25 protein-coding genes are annotated in these 26,181 nt (G+C 51.4%); 15 read left to right on the plus strand and 10 right to left on the minus strand.

What is annotated here, in order from left to right; translation table 11 throughout:
* Nucleotides 1-146: 146 nt before the first annotated feature.
* Nucleotides 147-1,175: a sensor domain-containing diguanylate cyclase gene (locus AM410_RS21575; RefSeq protein WP_063156116.1), complete on the plus strand. Its 1,029-nt coding sequence runs from the start codon at nucleotides 147-149 to the stop codon at nucleotides 1,173-1,175.
* A 45-nt stretch (nucleotides 1,176-1,220) separates the two neighbouring features.
* The gene (locus AM410_RS21580) at nucleotides 1,221-1,319 is read left to right on the plus strand and encodes a YoaK family small membrane protein (RefSeq protein ID WP_014883431.1); all 99 of its coding nucleotides are present in this window, start codon (nucleotides 1,221-1,223) and stop codon (nucleotides 1,317-1,319) included.
* A gap of 129 nt (nucleotides 1,320-1,448) precedes the next feature.
* Here AM410_RS21580 and AM410_RS21585 read toward each other — a convergent pair whose 3' ends face one another.
* The 3 genes from AM410_RS21585 to AM410_RS21600 all read right to left on the minus strand — a co-directional run bounded on the left by AM410_RS21585 (nucleotide 1,449) and on the right by AM410_RS21600 (nucleotide 5,146).
* The gene (locus tag AM410_RS21585) at nucleotides 1,449-1,697 is read right to left on the minus strand and encodes a GlsB/YeaQ/YmgE family stress response membrane protein (RefSeq protein ID WP_006174788.1); all 249 of its coding nucleotides are present in this window, start codon (nucleotides 1,695-1,697) and stop codon (nucleotides 1,449-1,451) included.
* 274 nt (nucleotides 1,698-1,971) lie between these two features.
* On the minus strand, nucleotides 1,972-3,444 hold the full coding sequence (locus AM410_RS21595) for a sensor domain-containing diguanylate cyclase (protein WP_032679672.1): 1,473 nt from the start codon (nucleotides 3,442-3,444) through the stop codon (nucleotides 1,972-1,974).
* Nucleotides 3,445-3,625: 181 nt separating this feature from the next.
* Nucleotides 3,626-5,146, minus strand: a complete 1,521-nt coding sequence (locus AM410_RS21600) for an EAL domain-containing protein (protein ID WP_108648445.1) — start codon at nucleotides 5,144-5,146, stop codon at nucleotides 3,626-3,628.
* A gap of 237 nt (nucleotides 5,147-5,383) precedes the next feature.
* Between AM410_RS21600 and AM410_RS21605 the strand changes: the two genes are divergently transcribed.
* The gene (locus AM410_RS21605; protein WP_025204430.1) at nucleotides 5,384-6,895 is read left to right on the plus strand and encodes an EAL domain-containing protein; all 1,512 of its coding nucleotides are present in this window, start codon (nucleotides 5,384-5,386) and stop codon (nucleotides 6,893-6,895) included.
* Here AM410_RS21605 and AM410_RS21610 read toward each other — a convergent pair.
* The 5 genes from AM410_RS21610 to icd form a co-directional block, all read right to left on the minus strand.
* Entirely contained in the window at nucleotides 6,892-7,587 is a 696-nt protein-coding gene (locus tag AM410_RS21610; RefSeq protein WP_108648447.1) for a hypothetical protein, read from the minus strand. The two genes, AM410_RS21605 and AM410_RS21610, sit on opposite strands and share 4 nt — an antisense overlap.
* 243 nt (nucleotides 7,588-7,830) lie before the next feature.
* Nucleotides 7,831-8,076 (minus strand): YmjA family protein, encoded by a 246-nt coding sequence (locus tag AM410_RS21615; RefSeq protein WP_014169620.1) that lies wholly within the window; start codon nucleotides 8,074-8,076, stop codon nucleotides 7,831-7,833.
* A gap of 76 nt (nucleotides 8,077-8,152) precedes the next feature.
* On the minus strand, nucleotides 8,153-8,503 hold the full coding sequence (locus AM410_RS21620; protein WP_032681232.1) for a DUF1304 domain-containing protein: 351 nt from the start codon (nucleotides 8,501-8,503) through the stop codon (nucleotides 8,153-8,155).
* 199 nt (nucleotides 8,504-8,702) lie between these two features.
* Nucleotides 8,703-9,749, minus strand: coding sequence for a glycosyl hydrolase (locus tag AM410_RS21625; protein WP_108648449.1), 1,047 nt, complete (start codon nucleotides 9,747-9,749; stop codon nucleotides 8,703-8,705).
* A 589-nt stretch (nucleotides 9,750-10,338) separates the two neighbouring features.
* Nucleotides 10,339-11,589, minus strand: a complete 1,251-nt coding sequence (gene icd, locus AM410_RS21630; protein WP_014169617.1) for an NADP-dependent isocitrate dehydrogenase — start codon at nucleotides 11,587-11,589, stop codon at nucleotides 10,339-10,341.
* A gap of 117 nt (nucleotides 11,590-11,706) precedes the next feature.
* Here icd and rluE point away from each other — a divergent pair, with 117 nt between their 5' ends.
* The 8 genes from rluE to AM410_RS21670 all read left to right on the plus strand — a co-directional run bounded on the left by rluE (nucleotide 11,707) and on the right by AM410_RS21670 (nucleotide 19,514).
* Nucleotides 11,707-12,360, plus strand: a complete 654-nt coding sequence (rluE, locus tag AM410_RS21635; RefSeq protein WP_108648451.1) for a 23S rRNA pseudouridine(2457) synthase RluE — start codon at nucleotides 11,707-11,709, stop codon at nucleotides 12,358-12,360.
* Between the two features lie 9 nt (nucleotides 12,361-12,369).
* Nucleotides 12,370-12,843 (plus strand): NUDIX hydrolase, encoded by a 474-nt coding sequence (locus tag AM410_RS21640; protein ID WP_108648453.1) that lies wholly within the window; start codon nucleotides 12,370-12,372, stop codon nucleotides 12,841-12,843.
* A gap of 40 nt (nucleotides 12,844-12,883) precedes the next feature.
* Nucleotides 12,884-13,996, plus strand: a complete 1,113-nt coding sequence (gene mnmA / locus AM410_RS21645) for a tRNA 2-thiouridine(34) synthase MnmA (protein WP_032670452.1) — start codon at nucleotides 12,884-12,886, stop codon at nucleotides 13,994-13,996.
* 27 nt (nucleotides 13,997-14,023) lie between these two features.
* Nucleotides 14,024-14,653 (plus strand): high frequency lysogenization protein HflD, encoded by a 630-nt coding sequence (gene hflD, locus AM410_RS21650; protein WP_014169611.1) that lies wholly within the window; start codon nucleotides 14,024-14,026, stop codon nucleotides 14,651-14,653.
* A gap of 19 nt (nucleotides 14,654-14,672) precedes the next feature.
* Nucleotides 14,673-16,043, plus strand: a complete 1,371-nt coding sequence (gene purB, locus AM410_RS21655) for an adenylosuccinate lyase (protein ID WP_020884458.1) — start codon at nucleotides 14,673-14,675, stop codon at nucleotides 16,041-16,043.
* 122 nt (nucleotides 16,044-16,165) lie between these two features.
* Entirely contained in the window at nucleotides 16,166-16,837 is a 672-nt protein-coding gene (gene phoP / locus AM410_RS21660) for a two-component system response regulator PhoP (RefSeq protein WP_032670531.1), read from the plus strand.
* Complete coding sequence (gene phoQ / locus AM410_RS21665) at nucleotides 16,838-18,301, plus strand: two-component system sensor histidine kinase PhoQ (RefSeq protein WP_032681238.1); 1,464 nt, start codon at nucleotides 16,838-16,840, stop codon at nucleotides 18,299-18,301. It begins immediately after the preceding gene.
* Nucleotides 18,302-18,392: 91 nt separating this feature from the next.
* Nucleotides 18,393-19,514 (plus strand): ribosomal protein uL16 3-hydroxylase, encoded by a 1,122-nt coding sequence (locus AM410_RS21670; protein ID WP_032677894.1) that lies wholly within the window; start codon nucleotides 18,393-18,395, stop codon nucleotides 19,512-19,514.
* A gap of 58 nt (nucleotides 19,515-19,572) precedes the next feature.
* On the opposite strand, the gene pepT is transcribed toward AM410_RS21670, so the two are convergent.
* Nucleotides 19,573-20,796, minus strand: coding sequence for a peptidase T (gene pepT / locus AM410_RS21675; RefSeq protein WP_108648456.1), 1,224 nt, complete (start codon nucleotides 20,794-20,796; stop codon nucleotides 19,573-19,575).
* A gap of 233 nt (nucleotides 20,797-21,029) precedes the next feature.
* Between pepT and potA the strand changes: the two genes are divergently transcribed.
* From potA to potD, 4 genes are read left to right on the plus strand one after another with little or no spacing between them, the layout of a single operon-like run.
* A complete protein-coding gene (gene potA / locus AM410_RS21680) occupies nucleotides 21,030-22,181 on the plus strand; it encodes a spermidine/putrescine ABC transporter ATP-binding protein PotA (RefSeq protein ID WP_171032980.1) in 1,152 nt (383 codons plus the stop codon).
* Complete coding sequence (gene potB, locus AM410_RS21685) at nucleotides 22,165-23,022, plus strand: spermidine/putrescine ABC transporter permease PotB (RefSeq protein ID WP_020884651.1); 858 nt, start codon at nucleotides 22,165-22,167, stop codon at nucleotides 23,020-23,022. Before potA ends, potB begins: the two co-directional genes overlap by 17 nt.
* The gene (gene potC / locus AM410_RS21690) at nucleotides 23,019-23,810 is read left to right on the plus strand and encodes a spermidine/putrescine ABC transporter permease PotC (protein WP_014169603.1); all 792 of its coding nucleotides are present in this window, start codon (nucleotides 23,019-23,021) and stop codon (nucleotides 23,808-23,810) included. The genes potB and potC overlap by 4 nt, the downstream gene beginning before the upstream one ends.
* The gene (potD, locus tag AM410_RS21695) at nucleotides 23,807-24,841 is read left to right on the plus strand and encodes a spermidine/putrescine ABC transporter substrate-binding protein PotD (protein ID WP_014169602.1); all 1,035 of its coding nucleotides are present in this window, start codon (nucleotides 23,807-23,809) and stop codon (nucleotides 24,839-24,841) included. Before potC ends, potD begins: the two co-directional genes overlap by 4 nt.
* Nucleotides 24,842-24,888: 47 nt before the next feature.
* Here the strand turns inward: potD and AM410_RS21700 are convergent, their stop codons facing one another.
* Nucleotides 24,889-26,118, minus strand: coding sequence for an EAL and HDOD domain-containing protein (locus AM410_RS21700; protein ID WP_020884653.1), 1,230 nt, complete (start codon nucleotides 26,116-26,118; stop codon nucleotides 24,889-24,891).
* Nucleotides 26,119-26,181: the final 63 nt, after the last annotated feature.

Below are 26,181 nucleotides of genomic sequence, written 5' to 3' on the forward strand. Positions count from 1 at the left end.
GTCTCAACATCGGGGCTTTTTTTCTCCCCCGCTCCCCTGTGATGAATATTAAAATTTTTATATTCATGTTTTACTATGCCCGAAGTCGAAAAATTCAGCATAACATGCAGATGCAGACGTCTTCTGCATGGGAGTGAGCCTACGTCATGTCGGATATTATCCTTGCCCGTGTTTCAGAAACGCTCGCCACTGAGCAGTCCCTTGAAAGTCTCGTCCGCCAGCTGCTGGAGATGCTGGAGATTGTGACTGAAATGGAGTCCACCTACCTGACAAAGGTCGATATCAATGCGCGGCTGCAGCATATCCTCTACGCCCGCAACAGCAAGCAGATGCAGATCCCTGAGGGGCTGAGCGTTCCCTGGGGCGACACGCTGTGTAAGCGCGCCATTGAGAGTGGTACGTTGTTCAGTAACGAGGTGGCTGAGCGCTGGCCGGATTGCGATGCCGCGAAAGCCCTTGGCATTACAACCTACATGAGTATTCCTATTCACCTTGCGGATGGTTCACTCTATGGCACGCTCTGCGCCACCAGCACAGAAAAGAAACATCCCAGCGATCGCGGTGAACAAGTTTTGAAATTATTCGCCGGGTTGATTGCCCAGTATATTCAGAAAGAGTCGCTGGTGATCCAGCTTCGGGAAGCCAATGCGGCACTCATTGCGCACTCTTATACCGATGCCCTCACCGGATTACCAAACCGCCGCGCCATCTTCGAAGAGCTGACGACCCTGTTTTCACTGGCAAAGCACCTTAAACGCAACGCCATCATCGCGTTTATCGACCTTGATGATTTCAAGCTGATTAACGACCGTTACGGGCATGAATCAGGCGATCGGTTCCTGATTGAAGTGGGTAAACGTCTGACTGAAGAAAAACAGGCGGACGAAATAATTGGCCGGCTGGGCGGTGATGAGTTTCTGGTGGCCTCGCTTAGCCAAACCAACAGTACGGATGAGAGCACACAGATTAACCTGCTTAAAACGCGCCTCGATGCCCGTATTGCAGGAGAATACTGGCTGGGGAGCGTGAACATTATTTATCCTGGCGCCAGCTTCGGTGTGATTGAAGTTGACCCCACCGTGACCGATCCGGACAGTGCGTTACGCGCGGCTGATGTCGCGATGTATCAGCATAAGAAAGGAAAAAGCAAAACGTGCTTTCTCGCGATGGATTAACCCCGTACACTCTACGGCGTTATAAAAACCGAAACAGGTGATGGTATGAGAATAGGGATCCTCTTCCCGGTCGTTATTTTTATAACGGCGGTAGTGTTTTTGGCCTGGTTTTTTGTCGGTGGTTACGCTGCTCCGGGGGCATAAATGAGAAAAATAACCCTCATTATGCTGATCGTGGCAATCGTGGCTGTTGCAGGCTCGCAGCTAGGCTGGTGGTAAACCCACCACGTAAAAAGGCCGCCATATGGCAGCCTTTTTCAACATTTATCAGGCTTAGCTTTTGATTTTTCTGTAGATAAACAGAACAACCAACGCACCGATCACCGCGACAGCGAAACTGCCGAAGTTAAAGCCATCGACCTTACCAAAGCCGAACAGCGTACTGATCCAACCGCCCACCACTGCACCGATAATCCCCAGTATTACGGTGACGATAAACCCACCGCCATCTTTGCCCGGCATAATCCACTTCGCCAGAATACCTGCAATAAGCCCAAAGATAATCCAGGATAAAATTCCCATAAGTTTCCTCTCCGTATGGTTTTTGTCATTAAATCAACGACACAAGAAAGGATAGCACAGGATTTCAGAAAGGAAATTTGTGATAAGCATCACAGTGAGAGAGTGCGCGTTTATTCATCAACAGCACCACAAGAAATGTGGGGTTGCATCTTTTGTTGAGAAAGATTATCTTTATCAACACTGAATAGTTGAGCGAAACACTCAGGTATTCAGTACGACATTGCTCACATTGCTTCCAGTATTTCTTGCCCACTCTAAAGTGGGCTTTTTTTGCCTACACTGCAACAAAAGCGTGCCGGTTTCGCCCTGCACGTTTTGCCTGATAGAGCGCCTGGTCGGCGGCTATAATGATGTTCTGCTGGCTGCCCGCGATATCCACGGCACGCGCAGTGGAGATCCCGACGCTAACCGTGACCCGCCCGAAGGGACTGAAAGCATGTTCAATATGCAGCGAAAAGACATTGCGAATGATCGTCTGACCGAGGCGGAGCGCTTCCTGGATATCCGTGTCTGGCAGGATCAGTGCAAACTCTTCCCCGCCATAGCGCGCCACAACCTGGTTGTCCCGGTTGAGGCTCTCCCTGAGGCTATTTCCCAGCAGGGTTAAACAGCGGTCCCCTTCGGGATGACCATAGTTATCGTTGTATTTTTTGAAGTAGTCCACATCGACAATCAACACCGAAATCGGGGCGTCGCTGGCCGCACAGGCCGCAATTTCTGACAGAATTTTTTCATCAAAAATGCGTCGGTTGAAAAGCCCTGTTAGCGCATCTTCAGACGCAATAATCTTCAGCGCCCTGTTATCCCGTGTTTTTCTGGATAAATCGGAATAGAGGAAACAGGACGCCGCAATGAGTATCGCGGTAAAAACCAAAATGAGTACAGAAAGCTGGAGAGCCTGCTTGCGCCAGGGGGCGAGCGCTTCTTGCGTACTGACCGCCACGGTGGTGACGAGCCCGTAGCGCTTGTTCTTCTCGAAAGCATAAATGCGTTCGATTTTATCAAACCGTGAGACAGAGCTGGCGATACCCGCGTTTTGTACCTTGAGGTATGTCCTGAAGAGAGGCGAATCCGAAACAATCGCACCAATGTAATTATTTTTAAACGGATGACGCACCAGCAACACGCCTGACTGGGTTGTTAAGCCGATCACGCCTGAGTGACCAATATTGATCTGCCCGTATAACGCCAGAAAATTTTCGATACCCAGCGTAACCACAACGACACCGTTAAACGCGCCGGTAGGGGTTTCCAGCCGACGACTAATGGTTATGACCCATTTACCATTCGTTCTGCTGACCACCGGCTGGCCAATAAAAATCTGCTGGCTCTTATTTTCTTTGTGGTAGATAAAAAACGACCTGTCCACCCCTTTCCGGGGTCCGGAAAAACTTTCATGCAGTGCCGTAAAAATATTCCCTTGCGCATCGTAAACAACCACATTATTTATCTGGATAAGAAGATTATCCTGATTGCTTATCATCCGCTGGATATTTTTGGCCTGTTGTGGGGTCATGCCATAAATTTTGATTATGTCGGAAACCGAAGTAATCAACATTTCACTTTGGCGCATGATCCCTTCGCTGTACACGTCTAAGGTATGGCTCAGGTTGGCAACGCTGGTGTTTATTTGCTGGATTGACTGCTGCCTGGACGTGGTAATTTGGACGGCAAGCGACAGCGAAATGATCAATGAGACAATGATGACGGTAATAGTTGTTGTGTAAAAAGTATTTTTCACATGCACGAGCTCTTCCACCTTATCACGCCTGACATCCCTGGCTGACAACTAGAGTCACTGTAACAAAGCTCAGGATAAGAGGAAAATGAATTGCACTTAAGCATACAACAGAAATCTGATGATATTTCGCTTTTCGCAAACGGGCATCAGATATTATTACTGGGCCCCTTTCACAGAAAAAAATCTCTTACAGACTGACCTTCTCCAGCGGCTTAGATAAGATGACTTTAATAAATTCTTTATACGAGACCGGTTTACCAAAATAGTATCCCTGCAACAGGGTAATCTGATTACGGTTGAGATAGTCCAGTTGCTCCTTCGTTTCTACCCCTTCAGCCACGATATGCAGTGAGAGTTTTTTCGCCAGGTCAATCACACAGTCCAGCAGGATCGTAGAGTCTTTCGCCTCTGATACCCGGTTCACGAAACTTTTATCGATTTTAATATAATCAATCGCCAGCGCGTGCAGACAGGAGAGTCCGGAATACCCGGTCCCAAAGTCATCAAGCGCAATGACGAAACCGGCGTTATGTAACGCATTGAGATTTTCCACCAGATGAGGATTATCGATCAGCGGTTCACGCTCGGTCACTTCGAGAACCAGTTTGACCTCTTTACCATAAAAGCCTTTTCCAAAGACCCGGCAGTCAGCGATAAAAGAAGGCGCATTGATGTGTCTGGCGCTGATGTTCACCCCGATGTGAAATCCGTCCGGCAACTTAGGCAAAAGCGGCTTAAGCTCGGTCACCACTTTCGCCATTAACCCTTTGGTCAGCGGAATTATCAGACCGCTGCGCTCGGCAATCGGAATAAAAACATCCGGTGGGATAAAGCCTGATTCTGGGTGCTTCCACCTTGCCAGTACTTCCACGCCATACAAACCGCCGGTATCGCCATTCACGATCGGCTGATAGTACGGAACGATCTGGCCGTGGATGATGGCTTTACGCAGATCGTCTTCAAACGAGCTGCTTTTCCCCCTGTAGCGACGGATAAGAATGCCAACAGCCGCAGATAACGCAAGGATAAGCAGTATCAGGCTCAATCCCTGGTACAGTAAACGCGTCAGGCTGAAAAAGGCGGGAGGCTGCCAGGCCATGCTAAACGGAAAATGTGCCGATGCTGTTATGGAGCCCGCCCACTTCACGGGGGGCCAACTGATCACATCGCCCGCGCCGGCTATTGCTTTATCGCCAACAACCAGCCTCAGTCCCGTGTTGTTTGCTGCACTCGCAATAACATCCCGCAAATGCGCGTCGCTAACGCTTACGATAACGCGCCCTTTCGCGACGGGCATCTGAAAAAGTAACACCGGAATGCCGTTCACCAGGCGATTACCGGGGAGCAGCATCAATCCTTTGTTGGGCAGCGTCTGCGGGCGAACAATCAATACGCCGTTTCCGGGAAGGGAGGTACAGACGATCCTGCCCTGCTGCTCAATCATAATGGCGCGAAGATGCGGTTTCAGCGCAGCTTCCGAACCCAGTTCACGCTGTCCGGTGTCGGTACACCCTGCAGCGGCGACCCGTTTTGCGGTATCTGCAGCACTGACAGCCTCAGCAAGAATGGCCTCAATTTTACGCGTGCTTGCGGCGGCGGTTTCGGCATAATTTGACCGGGCCATATGCCACAACTGCCAGTTAATGATCAGCATGCCACTCAGAAACACAAATAAGGCACACAGAATGGGGAGCATAACGTTGCGCACGATTTTTTCCTTAAGAGAAAAATGCTCATTTATGACCTGTATAAGGCGAGCGCCTGGCAAACTCTGCGCTGCTTAAAGCAATATGAAAAGTTTAGTTAAGATTTATCTTAAAAAACTGGTACTTCCGCATGAGTTACTCTGACTGAATAAGATAAACCTCCGTTATTATCAGGCTTGTGCCTTGCCCTGGCTGTGTTAAGATTTGTGAAATCAGGGAGCGAACGGGACAACTGGAAAATGAAAAAGATCATTGCCGTTGCTATCATTTCAACGTTGCTGGTCGCCCTCTCTCTCTACGCGGTTAATGCGGTTATCGTGGCCCAGCAAAAGAGCAAACAGCTCGAGGTTTCCCATTCCCTTTTGCAATATTCAGAAGGCCTGTCTCAAAGTGTGGCGCAGGCGCTCAAAAGCATTACTACACAGGGTTGTGATAAAACCAGTCTCGATAGTTACAGGCAGATAAAGTTAGATAGCCTCTATTTCGGGGATATCGGTTTTATTGAAAAGGGGAAAATAGCCTGTACTGCTTTTTGGGGTAAACTCGCCACTCCCGTTGCCCTTCCTGCAGAGCTGCATAAAACGCCACGGGGTTTTCTTCTGGCTCAGTTTTCCAGAAAAGATTTTTTTACAGGCAATGCGGCAATTTATAATAACGTGATTATATTCACCTCCCGCTATGCTTACGATAAGTTCACGCCGATTACGGCGAACTATTCACTGAGTACGACGACCAAAGATTTCGGCAGAACATTTTTCTCAGCCTCCCCGGTGATAAAAGAACAGAGCTGGCTGCATTCAAATCTGTTTACCTTAACCCTGACGCAGTGCAGCGCCGTATGGGATTTGTGTGTGATCGTGAAGCATCACAACGCAGGGCTGGCTTCGTTGTCTCTGGTGGTGTTTACCCTTCTCACGGCAATTCTGGCTTTCATCTGGATAGCGATCACGCTGTTTTTCTTCCGCATCTATGAAGATCGGTTCTCACTGGAGCGCACGCTGGTTAACGCGGTAAAAGCCAATACCATCAGCGTTAACTACCAGCCCATTATTCGAATCCAGGATAAAAAAATGGTGGGCGTCGAAGTTCTGTCGAGATGGCGCGATAACAATCATGGAGAGGTCTCGCCTGAGCTCTTTATTCCCTTAATTAAGAAAATTGGCCTGTATCAAAAGTATTATATCAATATCATCGAAAAATCCCTGGCAGAAATCGCCTCGCTGGCGATTAAACATCAGCTGGTGATTTCATTAAACATTGGTCGAACCGAGATTGAAGACGGGCAATTCATTAAGATTCTGTGTCGTGAGTGTTTAGTGAATAGCATTCCACTCTCCTTGATAAAAGTCGAACTCTCTGAAAAGGCGGTCTCCACTGCGGATGTTCTCGAAGGGTTTTGTCAGGCGTTAAAATCACTGGGTGTGAGAATATCAATTGACGATTTTGGAGTACAAAACTCTAACCTCGCCCGCATATCGCTTCTGGAATACGATGAGATCAAAATAGACAAATCGCTGGTAGATGGTATTAATGAGCATTATAAACAAAATATATTCGTCATCTTTAGTGACGCCCTCGCCAGACTGAATAAAACGCTCGTCTTTGAAGGTGTGGAAAGCGAAACGCAATATCGCTTTATCGCTGACCGGTATCCTGATGCCCTGATTCAGGGATGGTATTTCTCTAAATCACTGACCATTGATGAACTGACGCAGCAACTTAACAACGATAAGCAAAAACCAGCGCGTTAACGTGTCAACATTGACGACGTGACGGCTCTGCATAGCGTCCAGTTATAATTCACGACGTTGAGTTTTAGCTCTCCGCAAACCTCACCGTAACGCTGCATGCGGCGCTCACGGAAAAACGCCCTCAGAAATTCAGGCAGACAGTCTGCCTGGTAGCGCAACAGCGTAGTGTGCCAGAACGGCGCTGGCAAAGGGGTATTGCCATGGCGTAAGCGCAACGCCGCTTGCCAGTCCGTGGTTAACAGACGTTCACAAAACGCCTGCCGCTGCCTCAAGGCAAGTGTATCGGGTATGCCTGCAAGCAAGAGCTGGTTGGGCAATGCCACCAGCCTGAGTTCCCGAACCGTGATACCCAGACCGGCAAAAGGGGTCCATGCGTCGATAAGCTGATGCGACTTCGCCGGTAACGGTGCATTCTCGTCGTAGAGAGGGAGCGTTATGGGTACGAAGGTGAAATGGAAGCCGGATGGCGGCTGGAGGTCTACTAACGAGTCGTGGCGGGTCAACGCCCGCAGTTCCCGAAACAACATGTCGACAGACGCGGTCATTTCCGGCTGGAAACCTGTCGCCAGTGCGAGCTTTTGCGTAGCATAAAACGGCTCCCTTACCGCTCCGATACCGTCCCGCTTTTCCCAGAGTGCCAGCGTCTTCGCGTTGGTGTCGTGGTAATGTTTTTCCAGATCAGACGTTTCCATTTCTTTCCTAAAAACATATAGTCGTCACATTCAGACCGTAGATTACCCTGAAGCACACTCTCATTTGGTTAAAACGTGAAAAATTCTCTGTTGTTTCCGCTGGTACTCTTTTTCCTGATCGTTATTTTCGCCCTGCTCATCGGTAAACCCTCAACGCACATCCCGGATAAAAAATGCATGTGGTCCGATAGCGTGATGCTGAGCTGTTTAGCAAAGCATCAGCACAACGGTTTTTGAGGCGGACTATTCATTTCCCCACTGATTGAGGAAGTTCGCAATATCATCAATGCGCGCGCTACGGATACCGGCTTCACTCGCCATCTCTTGCTGGGCTTCCTCGCTGATCTCTTCATTGTTCGATAAACGGGTGAGCAGCAACTGGAAATAACAGGCAAGAGGATCGCGCTCTGCCTCACTTACCGGCTCCGCGGCTTCCGACGCGTACTCATCGACGATGTCATAATACTTAAGTGGAATTTCATTGTGCATAAACAGTCTCTTCTCTGACCTTTAAGGGTAATGCGTAAGTATATCGGACGGCACTCTTAGACCAAAGCCTTGTTAATCAACGCAACCACAATGCAATCAATGCAGCCAGCGCCGGTAAAGCCTGAACACAGAGTATTTTTCGGCTGGCGGTCATGGCACCGTAAATGCCCGCAATCAACACGCAGGTCAAAAAGAAGAAGACCACAGGAACACCGCTTTCACCAAGCCACAGTCCCCAGAGCAGTCCCGCTGCCAGAAAACCGTTATACAACCCCTGATTTGCGGCCAGCACGCGGGTATCGCGTGCAAAATCAGGGCTGAGATTAAATGCCTTGTGGCCTGTTTTTGTGTTCCACAGGAACATTTCCAGAACAAGTATGTAGAGATGAATTAATGCCACAATAGCGACAAGGATCGTAGCTAACATCTTGCAGTCTCCCGCAGGCTGAGGAAAAAAACGGGGACCTTCTGGCCCCCGTTCACGTTTAACCCAGAATCTGGATGACATATTCGCGATGATCGCGTCGCCAGACTCTGAACATTTTAGCATCTTCTATAGCGTTAACGATTGGGCCAGCGACTTCAACCATTTTATATGGTGCATCAACGTGACACCGAAACGTACATTAACTCAGAACGCTGCCGTTCCATACATCTCCGAGATTTATTACCCGGTCATTATTGTATGCACCAGAGGCATTCAGGTTTTTCAGCGGGCTCCAGTCATTGTTCCAGGGGATAAACATGGTTGCTTTAGGGTATTTCTGAAGAATAACACTCACTAAGTTTGCATAATCAAACTGGCCGTTAATTGTTGATGGCCCCACTTCTGCAAAGGCAAACGGCTTATTCAATGCCACCATTTCATCGTAACCGTTTACAGTGGCAGGATTGTCTGTATACAAGTCCAGGCCAGTAATATCAACATACTCTGCGCCAGGGTAATAAGATGTCTTATAATCCCGGTTTGCATCAGGAGAGAAGACCCAGAGTAAATTGTTTAACCCTTTCGTTTTAACGAAATAGTTAAAGATATCCTGATACAGGCGTCGATACAGATCCATACGTACAGTATCGTTTGTATTCTCACCGGTTGCCCCCCACCAGAACCACTCGCCATTCATCTCATGCAAGGGTCGATAAAAGACGGTGACACCTTTCTCATTCAGTTGCTGTAGGCCCTGAGCGACTTTATCAAGCATTGCCAGCCAGCGCCCACGCGACGGTGTTCCAGACTGTAAGATTGCAGAAAATTCATCATTACTCACAGGATGCTTGAGAGCCCCCTTTCCATCACCTGGATTATTCCCCGCAAAACAAGGGTTTGGTAAATGGTGGCTGATCGCGACCAGTCCGCCTTTTTTCCAGTGGTCGATCAGATCGGCATTACAACCAAAATCGATCAAACTGGCTTCCTCTCCTGGGGTACAGGCATCCCAGCCACGGGCATAGTCAGCGCTATAAATAGCGGGGAATTTCCCGGTCAGGGCCTGCAGGTCTTTTCCTTGTTGCAGGGAAAAAGCATCGACGCCGCCGATATTGCTATAGCCACCAAAAATACCTGAAATGAGCTTTTTACCCTGTCGTTCGGACAGACCACTCAACCACTGATAAATCATTTTCGCATTATTATCTGCAGACTGATTTGCGGGTACTACAGTAAAAGTACTCATTTGTAGAATATCCTTACGTCTCGATTGGAAAATACATGGCAATGAATGACCATGCGTGTTTGCTATGTACACAATAAAACCGACATTTCCCGGCTTTATTTTTTCGTACAGTTTGTCTGACTTTTCCCACTACCGCGGAAAGTGCCAGCGCAGCAATACCGTTTGATTAAATAACTTGCTGCGACACGGATATTTATATCAGCCGCCTGCTTAAAATGATGCTAATTCACGTTGTGCTATCTCCCGTAATACGAGTGATATTCCGCACACCAGAAAGTTATGCTGACAAGAGAATTAATGAGAGTTTCACCGTAATCGCGTCGTACCCGATAAGTCAGATCAGGTATTCATGAGCGCGGCACCGGGTGAGGCCGGACACCATAACAATGAATTTAGTGAGACGTGGAATTAAGATATTCAAGAAATTTTGGGGCATACATCGCCGAATCAAACGGCGAAAGCTCATGATGGCCCGGTAGAGTGTGGACGGTAAATGCTATTGAAGGAGGGGTTTTGATAACCGTACGAAATCGAATAATAAAAAACGGGAACCCATCGGCTCCCGTTCTTGTTTAACCCAGACTCTGGATTACATGTTCGCGATAATCGCGTCGCCAAACTCTGAACATTTCAGCAGCTTAGCGCCTTCCATCAGACGTTCGAAATCATAGGTAACGGTTTTCGCGTTGATCGCGCCTTCCATACCTTTAACGATCAGGTCTGCGGCTTCGAACCATTCCATATGACGGAGCATCATTTCTGCAGACAGGATGATAGAACCTGGGTTCACTTTATCCTGGCCGGCATATTTTGGTGCCGTACCGTGGGTCGCTTCGAACAGTGCGCACTCGTCACCGATGTTCGCACCAGGGGCGATACCAATACCGCCAACCTGCGCCGCCAGGGCGTCGGAGATGTAGTCACCGTTCAGGTTCATACAGGCGATAACGTCATATTCAGCAGGACGCAGCAGGATCTGCTGCAGGAACGCATCGGCGATCACATCTTTAATGATGATCTCTTTGCCGGTGTTCGGGTTCTTGATCTTCTGCCATGGACCACCGTCAATCAGCTCACCACCGAACTCTTCCATCGCCAGCTGGTAGCCCCAGTCTTTGAATGCGCCTTCGGTGAACTTCATGATGTTGCCTTTGTGAACCAGCGTCACAGAGTCACGGTCGTTGGTGATCGCGTATTCAATGGCCGCACGCACCAGACGTTTAGTCCCTTCTTCGGAGCAAGGCTTGATACCGATACCGCAATGCTCAGGGAAGCGAATTTTCTTCACGCCCATCTCTTCGCGCAGGAATTTAATCACTTTCTCTGCGTCAGCAGAGTCCGCTTTCCACTCGATGCCCGCGTAGATGTCTTCTGAGTTTTCGCGGAAGATAACCATGTCGGTCAGTTCAGGGTGCTTAACCGGGCTTGGGGTGCCCTGATAGTAACGAACCGGACGCAGACACACGTACAGGTCCAGCTCCTGACGCAGCGCAACGTTCAGGGAACGAATACCGCCACCGACTGGAGTTGTCAGAGGGCCTTTAATAGCAACGCGGTAGTCGCGGATCAGGTCCAGCGTTTCAGCTGGCAGCCAAACGTCCTGGCCATAAACTTGAGTAGATTTTTCACCGGTGTAAATTTCCATCCAGGAAATTTTACGCTCGCCTTTGTAGGCTTTCTCAACAGCGGCATCAACCACTTTCAGCATTGCCGGGGTAACGTCTACACCGATACCGTCACCTTCGATGAACGGGATAATCGGATTGTGAGGAACGTTAATCTTGCCGTTTTGCAGGGTGATCTTTTTACCTTCCGCCGGAACAACTACTTTGCTTTCCATTAACCTCTCCTTCGAGCGCTTCTGGTTGTTACTGATCTTATGTTAATAAATTGTAATGAGCCCTTCGATAGTACCTGATTGTCCGACGCCATGAAAGGTCTTCGTTAATAGGCTATAATGCGGCAATTGATAACGTCTGAAAATACCATGAAGAAAACTTCTTTTACAAAACACCGGGTTGAGCGATTCAGCTCACGACAAGCCGCCAGAAGACCACAAGAATCCAAGCCAAAGCGGGTGATTTTGTTCAATAAACCCTATGATGTTTTGCCGCAATTTACTGACGAAGCCGGACGCAGTACGCTGAAGGATTACATTCCTGTTCAGGGCGTCTACGCCGCCGGCCGTCTGGACCGGGATAGCGAAGGACTTCTGGTCTTAACCAACGATGGTGCCTTACAGGCCAGGCTCACTCAGCCGGGCAAACGCACGGGAAAGATTTACTTCGTCCAGGTTGAAGGTGAACCGGATGAAGAGACGCTGGCGACATTACGCCATGGCGTGACGTTAAACGATGGTCCTACCTTGCCTGCAGGTATTGAGCTCGTCAGCGAGCCGGAATGGCTGTGGCCACGCACCCCGCCTATCCGCGAGCGCAAATCCATCCCGACGAGCTGGCTCAAGATCACCCTTTATGAAGGCCGTAATCGCCAGGTGCGTCGGATGACCGCACACGTGGGCATCCCTACCCTGCGACTTATTCGCTATGCCATGGGCAACTACACCCTGGATTCACTGGCAAACGGTGAATGGCGGGACGTTACCCCTTAAGGAGTCACTATGTTTAAACCGCATGTCACGGTCGCCTGCGTGGTTCACGCCCAGGGTAAGTTTTTGGTCGTAGAAGAGAGTATTAACGGCAAGGCGCTCTGGAACCAGCCAGCCGGGCACCTTGAAGCCAATGAAACCTTACTGCAGGCCGCCAAACGCGAACTGTGGGAAGAGACCGGTATCCACGCGGAGCCGCAACACTTCATCCGTATGCACCAGTGGATTGCCCCTGATCACACCCCGTTCCTGCGCTTTTTATTTGCTGTGGAGCTTAGCGAAACGTGCGCCACAGAGCCGCAGGACAATGATATCGATCGCTGCCTGTGGGTCACTGCCGAAGAGATCCTGAATGCGCCAAACCTGCGCTCGCCGCTGGTTGCCGAGAGTATCCGCTGCTGGCAGTCTGCTGGTCGCCTGCCGCTTGAGGTGATTGGAGAATTTAACTGGCCGTTTACAGAGGGTGCCAATGGTGGGGGGGCGTGATAGAATACGCCGCCTTGAAGTTCAATGTCGTGAGTATTCCATGTCAGATAACAGCCAGAAAAAAGTGATCGTCGGCATGTCCGGCGGTGTCGATTCCTCCGTTTCCGCCTACCTGTTGCAACAACAGGGCTATAAGGTGGAGGGCCTGTTCATGAAGAACTGGGAGGAAGATGATGGCGAGGAATATTGCACTGCTGCTGCGGATCTCGCCGATGCGCAGGCGGTGTGCGATAAGCTGGGCATTGAACTGCACACCGTTAACTTTGCCGCAGAATACTGGGACAACGTCTTCGAGCTTTTCCTGGAAGAGTACAAAGCCGGTCGTACCCCGAACCCGGACATTCTGTGCAACAAAGAGATCAAATTTAAAGCCTTCCTGGAATTCGCCGCAGAAGATCTGGGTGCAGACTATATTGCGACCGGGCATTACGTGCGTCGTGCCGATGTGAATGGCAAAAGCCAGCTGCTGCGCGGTCTGGATGGCAACAAAGATCAAAGCTACTTCCTGTATACACTCAGCCACGAACAGATTGCGCAAAGCCTGTTCCCGGTAGGCGAGCTTGAAAAGCCGCAGGTGCGTAAAATCGCCGAAGAGCTGGATCTGATCACCGCGAAGAAAAAAGACTCCACTGGTATCTGTTTTATCGGCGAGCGCAAATTCCGCGACTTCCTTGGTCGTTACCTGCCGGCACAGCCGGGCAAAATCGTTACCGTCGACGGTGATGAGATTGGTCAACATCAGGGGCTGATGTACCACACGCTGGGCCAGCGTAAAGGGCTGGGTATTGGCGGCACCAAAGAAGGCAGCGAAGATCCGTGGTACGTCGTAGATAAAGATGTCGAAAACAATATTCTGGTTGTTGCTCAGGGCCACGACCATCCGCGTCTGATGTCCGTCGGCCTCATCGCACAACAGCTGCACTGGGTCGATCGTGAGCCGCTGAAGGGTACGCTGCGCTGCACGGTAAAAACACGCTATCGCCAGACCGATATCCCTTGTACCGTCACCGCGCTGGATGATGAACGCATTGATGTGCGTTTCGACGAGCCGGTTGCGGCGGTCACCCCAGGCCAGTCCGCCGTATTCTACAGCGGCGAAATCTGTCTGGGCGGCGGGATCATTGAACAGCGCCTGCCGCTGCCGGCCGTTTAACACGATTGCACACATAAAGGAGAACGTGTGGCGAAGAACTATTATGACATCACCCTGGCACTGGCTGGAATTTGCCAGTCTGCCCGTCTGGTGCAACAGCTGGCGCATCAGGGTCATTGCGATGCTGACGCGCTGCACGTTTCACTCAACAGCGTTATCGACCTCAACCCCGGTTCGACTCTGGGTGTCTTCGGTGGGAGTGAAACCAATCTTCGTCTCGGTCTTGAAACTTTGCTTGGCGTGCTTAACGCCAGTAGCCGTCAGGGGTTGAACGCGGAGCTGACCCGCTACACGTTAAGCCTGATGGTGCTGGAGCGTAAGCTCAGTGCGGCCAAAGGCGCGCTTGATACGCTCGGTGACCGCATTGCCGGGCTGCAGCGCCAGCTCGACCATTTTGATCTGCAGTCCGAAACGCTGCTCAGTGCCATGGCCGGCATTTATGTTGACGTCATCAGCCCGCTGGGCCCACGTATTCAGGTCACCGGCTCTCCTGCCGTGCTGCAAAGCCCGCAGGTTCAGGCAAAAGTACGCGCCTCCCTGCTGGCGGGTATTCGTGCCGCCGTGCTGTGGCATCAGGTTGGCGGTGGCCGCCTGCAGTTAATGTTTTCTCGTAATCGCCTGACGACTCAGGCAAAACAAATTCTTGCTCATTGTTAACCTCCCGGAGTTGCGAATTATGGAATTATCCTCACTGACCGCCGTATCCCCTGTAGATGGACGCTACGGCGATAAAGTCAGCGCGCTGCGCGGGATCTTCAGCGAATATGGTTTGCTGAAGTTCCGTGTTCAGGTTGAAGTACGCTGGCTGCAAAAGCTGGCCGCCCAGGCAGCAATCAAGGAAGTTCCTGCTTTTGACGCCCAGGCAAACGATTACCTCGATAAAATCGTTGCTGACTTCAACGAAGAAGATGCTGCGCGCATTAAAACTATTGAGCGCACCACCAACCATGACGTAAAAGCGGTTGAGTATTTCCTGAAAGAGAAAGTGGCAAGCGTGCCTGCGCTGCATGCCGTGTCTGAATTCATTCACTTCGCCTGCACCTCAGAAGACATTAACAACCTGTCTCATGCGCTGATGCTCTCCACCGCGCGCAAAGACGTGGTGCTGCCTTACTGGCGTAAAATCATCGACGCGGTAAAAGCACTGTCTGTCGAATATCGTGATATTCCGCTGCTGTCCCGTACCCACGGTCAGCCGGCCACTCCCTCCACGATGGGTAAAGAGATGGCAAACGTGGCGTACCGTATGGAACGTCAGTATCGTCAGCTGGAGCAGGTCGAGATTCTGGGTAAAATCAACGGTGCGGTAGGTAACTACAACGCCCACATCGCCGCCTACCCGGAAGTGGACTGGCATCAGTTCAGCGAAGCGTTCGTGACCTCTCTGGGCATTCAGTGGAACCCGTACACCACCCAGATTGAGCCGCACGACTATATCGCGGAACTGTTTGACTGCATCGCTCGCTTCAACACCATTCTGATCGATTTCGATCGTGACGTGTGGGGTTACATCGCGCTGAACCACTTCAAACAGAAGACTATCGCCGGTGAAATTGGCTCCTCAACCATGCCGCACAAAGTCAACCCAATCGACTTCGAAAACTCCGAAGGCAACCTGGGCCTGGCGAATGCGGTGCTGCAGCACATGGCGAGCAAACTGCCGGTTTCCCGCTGGCAGCGCGACCTGACTGACTCCACCGTGCTGCGTAACCTGGGCGTGGGTATCGGCTACGCGCTGATCGCGTATCAGTCCACCCTGAAAGGTGTAAGCAAACTGGAAGTGAACCGCGATCGTCTGCTGGACGAGTTGGATCACAACTGGGAAGTGCTGGCAGAGCCCATTCAGACCGTCATGCGTCGTTATGGCATTGAAAAACCGTACGAGAAACTGAAAGAGCTGACGCGCGGCAAACGCGTAGACGCCGAAGGCATGAAACAGTTTATCGACAGTCTGGAACTGCCAGAAGACGAGAAAACCCGCCTGAAAGCGATGACCCCGGCAAACTATATCGGCCGTGCCATCACCATGGTTGACGAGCTGAAGTAACCTCCCTTCCCCCTTTCCGCCTGGAAAGGGGGCTGCTTTTCCCCGGTTTACTTAATGTTTATCCCCACAACAACATAATCAGCGTTAAACTATTCATACCATTCATATAGGGAGAAAAGATGATGCGCGTACTGGTTGTTGAGGATAACGCATTGCTACGCCATCACCTGAAGGTTCAGCTTCAGGAGATGGGACATCAGGTGGACGATGCCGAAGATGCAAAAGAAGCCGATTATTATCTCAATGAGCACCTGCCGGACATCGCCATCGTCGACCTCGGATTGCCTGATGAAGACGGTTTGTCGTTGATTCGTCGCTGGCGCAGCCATGATGTCTCCCTTCCGGTTCTGGTGTTGACCGCACGTGAAGGCTGGCAGGACAAGGTTGAAGTGCTCAGCGCGGGCGCGGATGATTACGTCACCAAGCCGTTTCACATCGAAGAAGTGGCGGCACGCATGCAGGCACTGCTACGCCGCAACAGCGGCCTGGCGTCCCAGGTGATTTCGATTCCCCCTTTCCAGGTTGATCTCTCCCGTCGTGAATTCTCGATCAATAATGAAGTCATTAAGCTGACCGCGTTTGAATACACCATCATGGAAACGTTAATCCGCAACAGCGGCAAAGTGGTGAGCAAAGACTCCTTAATGCTTCAGCTTTATCCGGATGCCGAGCTGCGTGAGAGCCACACGATTGATGTGTTGATGGGACGTCTGCGCAAGAAAATTCAGGCGGAGTACCCGCAGGACGTGATCACGACCGTCCGTGGTCAGGGTTATCTGTTCGAAATACGCTAAATGAAAGGGATCTTGCGTCATATTCTGCCCCTCTCGCTGCGGGTTCGCTTTTTACTGGCAACGGCCGCCGTCGTGCTGGTGTTATCCCTCTCCTACGGCATGGTGGCTCTGGTGGGCTACAGCGTCAGTTTTGATAAAACAACTTTTCGACTGTTGCGTGGTGAAAGCAACCTGTTTTATACCCTGGCGAAATGGGAAAACAACACGATCACCGTCGAAATGCCGGAAAACCTTAACCAGCAAAGCCCGACGCTGGCCCTGATTTATAACGAAAAGGGAAAACTACTTTGGGCACAACGCGATATTCCATGGCTGGTTAAAAGTATTCGTCCGGAATGGCTTAAGACCAATGGTTTCCACGAACTTGAAGCCGATCTGAACACCACCAGCTCGCTGCTGCGCGAGGACCGCTCCCTGCAGCAAAAGCTGAATGAGATCCGCGCAGACGATGCCGAAACAGAAATGACGCATTCCGTGGCGATTAACCTCTACCCGGCCACGATGAACATGCCGCAGTTAACTATCGTGGTGGTCGATACCATCCCGGTCGAACTTAAACGTTCTTATATGGTATGGAACTGGTTCGTCTATGTTCTGGCCGCGAATCTGCTGCTGGTGATCCCGCTGCTGTGGCTCGCCGCGTGGTGGAGTTTACGCCCCATCGAATCGCTGGCGAGAGAGGTGCGCGAGCTGGAAGAACATCATCGTGAGAAGCTCAACCCGGAGACTACCCGCGAGCTGACAAGCCTGGTGCGTAACCTCAACCGTCTGCTGAAAAGCGAACGTGAGCGCTATGATAAATACCGCACCACCCTCACCGACCTCACGCATAGCCTGAAAACGCCGCTGGCGGTGATGCAAAGTACCCTGCGTTCGATGCGCAGCTCAAAGCTGAGCGTTGATGACGCCGAGCCGGTGATGCTGGAACAGATCAGCCGTATTTCTCAGCAAATTGGTTACTATCTGCACCGTGCCAGCATGCGTTCCGGCAGCGCGTTATTGAGCCGCGAACTGCATCCTGTGGCACCGCTTCTGGATAACCTCACCTCCGCGCTCAACAAGGTTTACCAGCGCAAAGGGGTCAATATCAGCCTCGATATCTCTCCCGAAATCAGCTTTGTTGGTGAAAAAAATGATTTCATGGAAGTGATGGGCAATCTGCTGGATAACGCCTGTAAATATTGCCTGGAATTCGTGGAAGTTTCCGCGCGTCAGACGGATAACGAATTGCATATTATCGTTGAGGATGATGGCCCGGGGATCCCGCGCAATAAACGTGATGTGGTATTCGACCGCGGTCAGCGTGCGGATACGTTGCGCCCCGGCCAGGGGGTTGGGTTAGCGGTGGCACGCGAAATCGTCGACCAGTACGACGGAAAAATTGAAACCGAAGACAGTTTACTCGGAGGCGCCAGAATGGAGGTCATTTTCGGTCGCCAGCAGCCCACATCGAACGATAGTTAACCCGTTATGTGAAAAATGCGAGGATCTCGCACCCAGGCTCCTGTGCTTCCGTTATAATCCGAGTCAGTAAGAGCCTGCGGAATAAAAAAATATGGATTATCACTTAACACTTAACTGGCCCGAATTTATTGAACGTTACTGGCAGAAACGCCCGGTCGTTCTTAAACGCGGGTTCAGCAATTTTGTCGATCCCCTCTCCCCTGACGAACTGGCCGGCCTGGCCATGGAGAGCGAAGTCGACAGCCGCCTGGTAAGCCACCAGGACGGGAAATGGCAGGTCAGCCACGGTCCTTTCGAAAGCTACGATCACCTCGGTGAAAACAACTGGTCATTACTGGTTCAGGCGGTTAACCACTGGCATGAACCGACTGCGGCGTTAATGCGTCCGTTCCGCGCCCTGCCCGACTGGCGAATGGACGATCTGATGATCTCCTTCTCCGTGCCAGGAGGGGGCGTTGGTCCGCATCTGGACCAGTACGACGTATTCATCATTCAGGGTACAGGCCGCCGCCGCTGGCGCGTGGGCGACAAAGTGCCGATGAAACAGCACTGCCCGCATCCGGACCTGCTTCAGGTCGATCCGTTTGAAGGGATTATCGATGAAGAGCTGGAGCCGGGTGATATTCTCTATATCCCACCAGGGTTCCCGCACGAAGGGTATTCGCTGGAAAACTCGCTGAACTACTCCGTCGGATTCCGCGCACCAAGCGGTCGCGAAATGATCAGCGGCTTTGCTGACTACGTGCTGCAGCGTGAACTGGGCAGCCATCGTTACAGCGACCCGGATGTGCCTGCGCGCGAGCACCCGGCTGATATTGTGCCAGCCGAACTGGACAAGCTTCGCGGCATGATGCTGGATTTGATCAATGAACCGGCGCATTTCAGCCAGTGGTTTGGTGAGTTTATCAGCCAGTCACGCCATGAGCTGGATGTGGCACCGCCAGAGCCGCCATACCAGGCCGACGAGATTTATGACGCACTGCAACAGGGCGACAAACTGGTTCGTCTGGGCGGGTTGCGCGTACTGCGCATCGGTGAAGATGTTTTCGTTAACGGCGAGAAGCTGGACTCCCCTCACCGTCCGGCGCTGGAGGCTATTGCCAGCCACCTGACCTTAACGGCCGATACCTTTGGCGATGCGCTGGAAGATCCCTCTTTCCTCGCGATGCTCGCCGCGCTGGTGAACAGCGGGTACTGGTTCTTTGAGGACTAAACCGTAAAGAAAAGCGTGCCGGGTGGCGGCTTCGCCTGACCCGGCCTTTTTTTTGTCATTACCGCGCCGCGGTCAGCTCCGCAATTCGCACAATCACCTTCACCGCTTTTTCCATTCCTTCCAGCGTCACGAACTCGTGCTTGCCGTGATAGTTGTAGCCACCGGTAAACAGATTCGGGCAAGGCAGCCCCATGAACGACAGCTGCGAACCGTCTGTGCCACCACGAATCGGTTTTAACAGCGGTTCAATATCACAGTCACGCATTGCCTGCTGCGCGATATCGAGGATATGCGGATGCGCCATCACTTTCTCGCGCATATTGTAGTAGCTGTCTTCAATAATCAGCTCGATATAGCAATCCGGATGCAGGCCCTTACCGACCTTTTTGGCTATCTCCATCATCTTACGTTTACGCGCTTCAAATGCTTTACGGTCAAAGTCGCGAATGATGTAGTGCATCTGCGCACTGTCTACGGTGCCTTTAATGCTGGTCAGGTGATAAAAACCTTCATAACCGTCGGTCTGTTCCGGGCTCTCTTCTGGCGGAACTTCCGCATGAATACGCGACGCCAGCGACAACGCATTCACCATGACCCCTTTGGCGGAGCCAGGATGAACGTTGTTTCCGACGATTTTGATTGTCACGGACGCGGCGTTGAAATTCTCGAACTCCAGTTCCCCTACGCCGCCACCGTCGACGGTATAGGCCCACTTTGCGTTAAAGGCATCTACGTCGAAGTGTTTTGCCCCCTTGCCGACCTCTTCATCCGGCGTAAAGGCGACACGGATATCCCCGTGCGGGATATTTTTCTCTTTCAGCACCGCCAGCGCCGTCATGATCTCGGTAATCCCCGCTTTGTCATCGGCACCCAGCAGCGTTTTGCCGTCGGTGGTGATGAGCGTCTGACCGAGCAGCTGGTGCAGCACCGGGAACATCACCGGCGACAGTACTTCGTCACCAATCCCCAGCGCAATGTCGCCGCCGCGGTAGTTTTCAACAATCTGCGGGTTGACATGTTTACCGCTAAAATCCGGAGAGGTGTCGACATGAGAGATAAAGCCAATCGCCGGGATATCACCGGAGACATTCGCAGGCAGCGTTCCCATCACAGTGCCTTTCTCGCTTAACGTGACGTTAACCAGCCCCATGGCGTCGAGCTGCTCTTTGAGCAGGTTTAATAACTTCCACTGGCCTTCGGTGCTTGGCACCTGGCGGACACCCGGTTTAGATTGGGTATCCAGCGAAACGTACTGTAAAAAACGCTCAAGTAATTTATCCATGCAGTCACCCTCACTTTTTGTGACAACATTATCAATAAGCATCAAAAGGCAAATATTGCGTCAGGTCACTTTTATCCCGCAAACGAGAATATTTTCCGTTTATATCGTATCCGTTAGTAAATGTAGCTTATGAATCAGTGACAAGGATTGGCGATTATAGTGGTTTGCCGTAGAATGTCCGCCCTCATTACGAGTCACCAAGGTGGTTACACACAAACCCCGCTTCGGTCTGCATCCCGGAGCGTCTATATGGGACAGCGCAAAAATTGAATACACAATCCCGTTCACGTTCACCGCTGGTGCAACTGGAACGAATTCGTAAAAGTTTTGATGGTAAAGATGTTATTTCCGGGCTCAACCTGACCATCAATGACGGTGAGTTCCTCACGCTGCTTGGCCCCTCTGGCTGCGGCAAGACAACCGTACTGCGCCTTATCGCCGGACTGGAAAACGTCGATAGCGGTCACATCCACCTTGAAAACCAGGATATCACCCAGGTTCCCGCCGAAGAGCGGCACGTGAATACCGTCTTTCAGAGCTATGCCCTGTTTCCGCACATGACCGTGTTCGAGAACGTCGCATTTGGCCTGCGGATGCAAAAAACCCCGGCCAGCGAGATCCCTGCTCGCGTTACCGACGCGCTGCGCATGGTGCAACTGGAAGAATTTGCCCAGCGTAAGCCACACCAGCTTTCCGGCGGCCAGCAGCAGCGCGTTGCTATCGCCCGCGCTGTGGTCAATAAACCGCGTCTGCTCCTGCTGGATGAGTCACTTTCCGCGCTGGACTATAAACTGCGCAAGCAGATGCAGAACGAGCTTAAAGCCCTGCAGCGCAAGCTCGGCATTACCTTTGTCTTCGTTACCCACGATCAGGAAGAGGCACTCACCATGTCGGACCGTATCGTGGTGATGCGTGACGGCAAAATCGAGCAGGACGGCACGCCACGTGAAATCTATGAAGAGCCGAAAAACCTGTTCGTGGCCAGCTTCATTGGGGAGATCAACATTTTCAACGCCACGGTGATTGAACGCCTGGACGAACAGCGCGTGCGGGCCAACGTAGAAGGCCGCGAGTGCAATATCACCGTGAATTTTGCCGTCGAAAAAGGGCAAAAGCTCAACGTCCTGCTGCGCCCGGAGGATCTGCGCGTTGAAGAGATCCACGGCAATACTGATGCCGAGGGCCTGATTGGCTATATCCGGGAGCGCAACTATAAAGGGATGACGCTGGAGTCTGTCGTCGAACTGGAAAACGGTAAGATGGTGATGGTCAGTGAGTTCTTTAATGAGGACGACCCTGATTTCGACCACTCCCTCGACCAGAAAATGGTTATCAACTGGGTAGAAAGCTGGGAGGTTGTACTGGCTGATGAAGAACACAAGTAAATTCCAGAATGTGGTGATTGCTACTATCGTCGGTTGGCTTGTGTTGTTTGTCTTCTTACCCAACCTGATGATCATCGCCACCAGCTTCCTGACCCGCGACGATACTGACTTCGTAAAGCTGGTCTTTACGCTGGACAACTACTCGCGTCTGCTCGATCCGCTCTATTTTGACGTGCTGTTGCACTCGCTTAATATGGCGCTGATCGCCACCGTTGCCTGCCTGGTGCTGGGTTATCCCTTTGCATGGTTTCTGGCACGTCTGCCGCAAAAAGTGCGTCCACTGCTGCTCTTTTTGCTGATCGTGCCTTTCTGGACCAACTCCCTGATCCGCATCTACGGGCTGAAAATTTTCCTCAGCACCAAAGGCTATCTGAACGAGTTCCTGTTGTGGCTGGGCGTGATTGATACGCCAGTGCGCATCATGTTTACGCCGGGTGCGGTCATTGTGGGTCTGGTCTATATCCTGCTGCCCTTTATGGTGATGCCGCTCTATTCCAGCATTGAGAAGCTGGATAAACCGCTGCTGGAAGCTGCGAGAGACCTGGGCGCCAGCAAACTGCAGACCTTTATCCGGATTATCATTCCGTTGACCATGCCTGGCATCATTGCAGGTTGTCTGCTGGTAATGCTGCCGGCAATGGGCTTGTTCTACGTGTCCGACCTGATGGGCGGCGCGAAAAACCTGCTTATCGGCAACGTGATTAAGAGTCAGTTCCTGAACATTCGCGACTGGCCGTTCGGTTCCGCCACCAGCATTACGCTCACGGTGGTGATGGGCCTGATGCTGTTGATCTACTGGCGCGCTTCACGATTACTGAATAAAAAGGTGGAACTCGAATGATTGGTCGACTGCTTCGCGGCGGTTTTATGACCGCCATCTATGCCTATCTTTATATTCCGATCATTATTTTGATCGTGAACTCGTTTAACAGCTCGCGTTTCGGCATCAACTGGCAAGGTTTCACTACCAACTGGTACAGCCTGCTGATGAACAACGACAGCCTGCTGCAGGCTGCTCAGCACTCCCTGACGATGGCGATTTTCTCCGCCACCTTCGCCACGCTGATTGGTTCGCTTACCGCCGTGGCGCTCTATCGCTATCGCTTCCGGGGTAAACCGTTCGTCAGCGGGATGCTGTTTGTGGTGATGATGTCGCCGGATATCGTCATGGCGATTTCGCTGCTGGTGCTGTTTATGCTGCTGGGCGTCCAGTTGGGCTTCTGGTCACTGCTGTTCTCCCACATCACTTTCTGCCTGCCGTTTGTGGTGGTCACCGTCTTCGCACGCCTGAAAGGGTTTGACGTACGCATGCTGGAAGCCGCAAAAGATCTGGGTGCCAGTGAGATGACGATCCTGCGCAAAATCATCCTGCCGCTGGCGATGCCCGCCGTTGCTGCCGGATGGCTGCTGAGTTTTACCCTGTCGATGGACGATGTGGTGGTCTCCTCCTTCGTCACCGGCCCGAGTTATGAAATTCTGCCATTGAAGATCTATTCAATGGTGAAAGTCGGCGTCTCGCCCGAGGTGAACGCGCTGGCGACCATACTGTTAGTGTTCTCGCTGGTGCTGGTGATTGCCAGCCAGGTTATTGCTCGTGATAAAACAAAATCTCAGGGGACAATGAAATGAAAAAAATGCTTGCCGCTGCGGCACTGGTGCTCGGAATGGGTGCCGCGCACGCTGATGACAGCAAAACGCTCTATTTCTATAACTGGACCGAGTATGTGCCACCTGGCCTGCTCGAGCAGTTCACGAAAGAGACGGGCATCAAGGTTATCTATTCTACCTATGAGTCGAATGAAACCATGTACGCCAAGCTCAAAACTTACAAAGAAGGCGCGTACGATCTGGTCGTCCCGTCGACCTATTTCGTCGATAAAATGCGCAAAGAGGGCATGATTCAGAAGATCGATAAAACGAAGCTCACTCACTTCAACAATCTCGATCCGGAGATGCTCAATAAGCCGTTTGACCCGAATAACGACTACTCCATTCCTTACATCTGGGGCGCAACCGCCATTGGTGTCAACAGCGAGGCTATCGATCCGAAAACCGTTACAAGCTGGGCCGATCTGTGGAAACCGGAATACAAAGGCAGCCTGCTGTTAACCGACGACGCGCGCGAAGTGTTCCAGGTAGCGCTGCGTAAGCTCGGCTACTCAGGCAATACGACGGACCCGAAAGAGATTGAAGCGGCCTATAACGAGCTGAAAAAGCTGATGCCTAACGTGGCGGCATTCAACTCTGATAACCCGGCAAACCCCTATATGGAAGGCGAAGTGAATCTGGGCATGGTGTGGAACGGCTCCGCGTATGTTGCCCGTCAGGCCGGTACGCCGCTGGAGGTAGTGTGGCCGAAAGAAGGCGGGATCTTCTGGATGGATAGCCTCTCTATTCCTGCAAACGCGAAGAACGTTGACGGTGCCCTGAAGCTGATTAACTTCCTGCTGCGCCCGGACGTCGCGAAACAGGTTGCGGAGACCATTGGTTATCCCACCCCGAACCTCGCTGCGCGTAAGCTGCTCAGCCCGGCCGTCGCGAACGACAAATCGCTCTATCCGGATGCGCAAACCATCAGTAAAGGCGAGTGGCAAAACGATGTCGGTGACGCAAGCCGCATCTATGAAGAGTATTACCAGAAATTAAAAGCGGGCCGGTAAGCGGCCAGGCTTTCTTCCTCACTCCGTCTTAGCGGAGTGAGGAACGATTAACTGACGGCGTTCTCCCCGGCCCAGATCGTGGCCTTCCTCATCGCCTCTACGATGTCTTCCTCTGCCAGTCCCAGCGCGTGACTTATTCTGCTTGCCTCATCCCACTGCTGCTGCTCGTAGTAATGGCAGAGGCGAACCATATCCGCTAACTGCCCTTCCTGATGGCACAACGCATTACTCACGCTCTGCGGGACAGCAATTTGTGTCATCAACTCTGCCATCGGCAGCTCAAGCAGGGTATCAAGCAGTGAGAACAGACCGCACATGAACGCATTCTCAGCCAGCATTGGCTCATTCAGTTTCTCAGCAATCAGTTCACAGAATTTCCCGCGCATCATACTCATCGGGTAAAGCTCGGTGACGGTGTCGTTGGCTGCACTTGCCAGCACTACAACGGCCACAAACCTTCTGAGCTGATTTTCCCCGAGATACCTCAGCACTTCACTCAGGGTTAACTTGCTGAAATTACAGGCCCCCATGTGTTTAAAGGCGGTGTGCTTCATATAGCGCATGATTTTATAGGACAGCGTGAGATCGCTTTTGATTAACGCCTCGATGATCCGAAAGTCAGGTTTATTGCGCCCTACTTCCATTTGCAGACGGAAAATTGCAAGCTGATTTTGCGATAGCCGTTTATATTTAATCACCTCCGGACGACAGAAAAAATATCCCTGAAAAAGAGAAAATCCGGCATCGCTGTATTGTTTGAATTCCTCTTTAGTCTCAATTTTTTCAGCCAGATATTTAATATGCCCGGTCAGGCTTTTACGCTCACTCAGGTAATTTTTAATTTGCGCTAAGGTGTAATTCTGGACATCAAATTTGATGATGGAAATATAGGGCAAAAAAACATCCCATTCCGGTGCGAGAGTGAAATCATCGAGCGCAAAGCAGTACCCGTGCTCATACATTTCTCTCACGGCCTGCAAAAGCGCCTCACCCGGGTCAGCATCTTCAAGGATCTCAATGACCACGTTGTTTTTGTCCAGCGCCTCAGCGCTGCGGTCGATGATCATCCGGGAAGGAAAATTGATAAACGACGTATGTTCCCCGGCGATGCGCTGAGATGGCACGGATAAGAACTGGTCTGATATCATTCTGGACGTGGCATATTCCGCCGACACATCCGGGAAACGGTTGGTCATTCCGTCTCTGAAAAGCAGCTCATAGGCCACGGTATTCATATCGAGGTTAAAAATGGGTTGTCTCGCGATAAATCCATACATATCCCATCCTCCTGAACGTCTTTATATTTATTAGCATCCCCTATCTGCACAACGATAACGAGC

Source organism: Enterobacter cloacae complex sp. FDA-CDC-AR_0164 (assembly GCF_003071645.1).
GTDB lineage: Bacteria > Pseudomonadota > Gammaproteobacteria > Enterobacterales > Enterobacteriaceae > Enterobacter > Enterobacter ludwigii.

What these genes read in the sequence shown, in the direction of transcription:
- AM410_RS21575 (WP_063156116.1), top strand. Translation starts at nt 147, where the DNA reads ATGTCGGATATTATCCTTGCCCGTGTTTCAGAAACGCTCGCCACTGAG.
- AM410_RS21580 (WP_014883431.1), top strand. Translation starts at nt 1,221, where the DNA reads ATGAGAATAGGGATCCTCTTCCCGGTCGTTATTTTTATAACGGCGGTA.
- AM410_RS21585 (WP_006174788.1), bottom strand. Translation starts at nt 1,697, where the DNA reads ATGGGAATTTTATCCTGGATTATCTTTGGGCTTATTGCAGGTATTCTG.
- AM410_RS21605 (WP_025204430.1), top strand. Translation starts at nt 5,384, where the DNA reads ATGAAAAAGATCATTGCCGTTGCTATCATTTCAACGTTGCTGGTCGCC.
- AM410_RS21610 (WP_108648447.1), bottom strand. Translation starts at nt 7,587, where the DNA reads ATGGAAACGTCTGATCTGGAAAAACATTACCACGACACCAACGCGAAG.
- AM410_RS21615 (WP_014169620.1), bottom strand. Translation starts at nt 8,076, where the DNA reads ATGCACAATGAAATTCCACTTAAGTATTATGACATCGTCGATGAGTAC.
- AM410_RS21620 (WP_032681232.1), bottom strand. Translation starts at nt 8,503, where the DNA reads ATGTTAGCTACGATCCTTGTCGCTATTGTGGCATTAATTCATCTCTAC.
- AM410_RS21625 (WP_108648449.1), bottom strand. Translation starts at nt 9,749, where the DNA reads ATGAGTACTTTTACTGTAGTACCCGCAAATCAGTCTGCAGATAATAAT.
- icd (WP_014169617.1), bottom strand. Translation starts at nt 11,589, where the DNA reads ATGGAAAGCAAAGTAGTTGTTCCGGCGGAAGGTAAAAAGATCACCCTG.
- rluE (WP_108648451.1), top strand. Translation starts at nt 11,707, where the DNA reads ATGCGGCAATTGATAACGTCTGAAAATACCATGAAGAAAACTTCTTTT.
- AM410_RS21640 (WP_108648453.1), top strand. Translation starts at nt 12,370, where the DNA reads ATGTTTAAACCGCATGTCACGGTCGCCTGCGTGGTTCACGCCCAGGGT.
- mnmA (WP_032670452.1), top strand. Translation starts at nt 12,884, where the DNA reads ATGTCAGATAACAGCCAGAAAAAAGTGATCGTCGGCATGTCCGGCGGT.
- purB (WP_020884458.1), top strand. Translation starts at nt 14,673, where the DNA reads ATGGAATTATCCTCACTGACCGCCGTATCCCCTGTAGATGGACGCTAC.
- phoP (WP_032670531.1), top strand. Translation starts at nt 16,166, where the DNA reads ATGCGCGTACTGGTTGTTGAGGATAACGCATTGCTACGCCATCACCTG.
- phoQ (WP_032681238.1), top strand. Translation starts at nt 16,838, where the DNA reads ATGAAAGGGATCTTGCGTCATATTCTGCCCCTCTCGCTGCGGGTTCGC.
- AM410_RS21670 (WP_032677894.1), top strand. Translation starts at nt 18,393, where the DNA reads ATGGATTATCACTTAACACTTAACTGGCCCGAATTTATTGAACGTTAC.
- pepT (WP_108648456.1), bottom strand. Translation starts at nt 20,796, where the DNA reads ATGGATAAATTACTTGAGCGTTTTTTACAGTACGTTTCGCTGGATACC.
- potB (WP_020884651.1), top strand. Translation starts at nt 22,165, where the DNA reads ATGAAGAACACAAGTAAATTCCAGAATGTGGTGATTGCTACTATCGTC.
- potC (WP_014169603.1), top strand. Translation starts at nt 23,019, where the DNA reads ATGATTGGTCGACTGCTTCGCGGCGGTTTTATGACCGCCATCTATGCC.
- potD (WP_014169602.1), top strand. Translation starts at nt 23,807, where the DNA reads ATGAAAAAAATGCTTGCCGCTGCGGCACTGGTGCTCGGAATGGGTGCC.
- AM410_RS21700 (WP_020884653.1), bottom strand. Translation starts at nt 26,118, where the DNA reads ATGTATGGATTTATCGCGAGACAACCCATTTTTAACCTCGATATGAAT.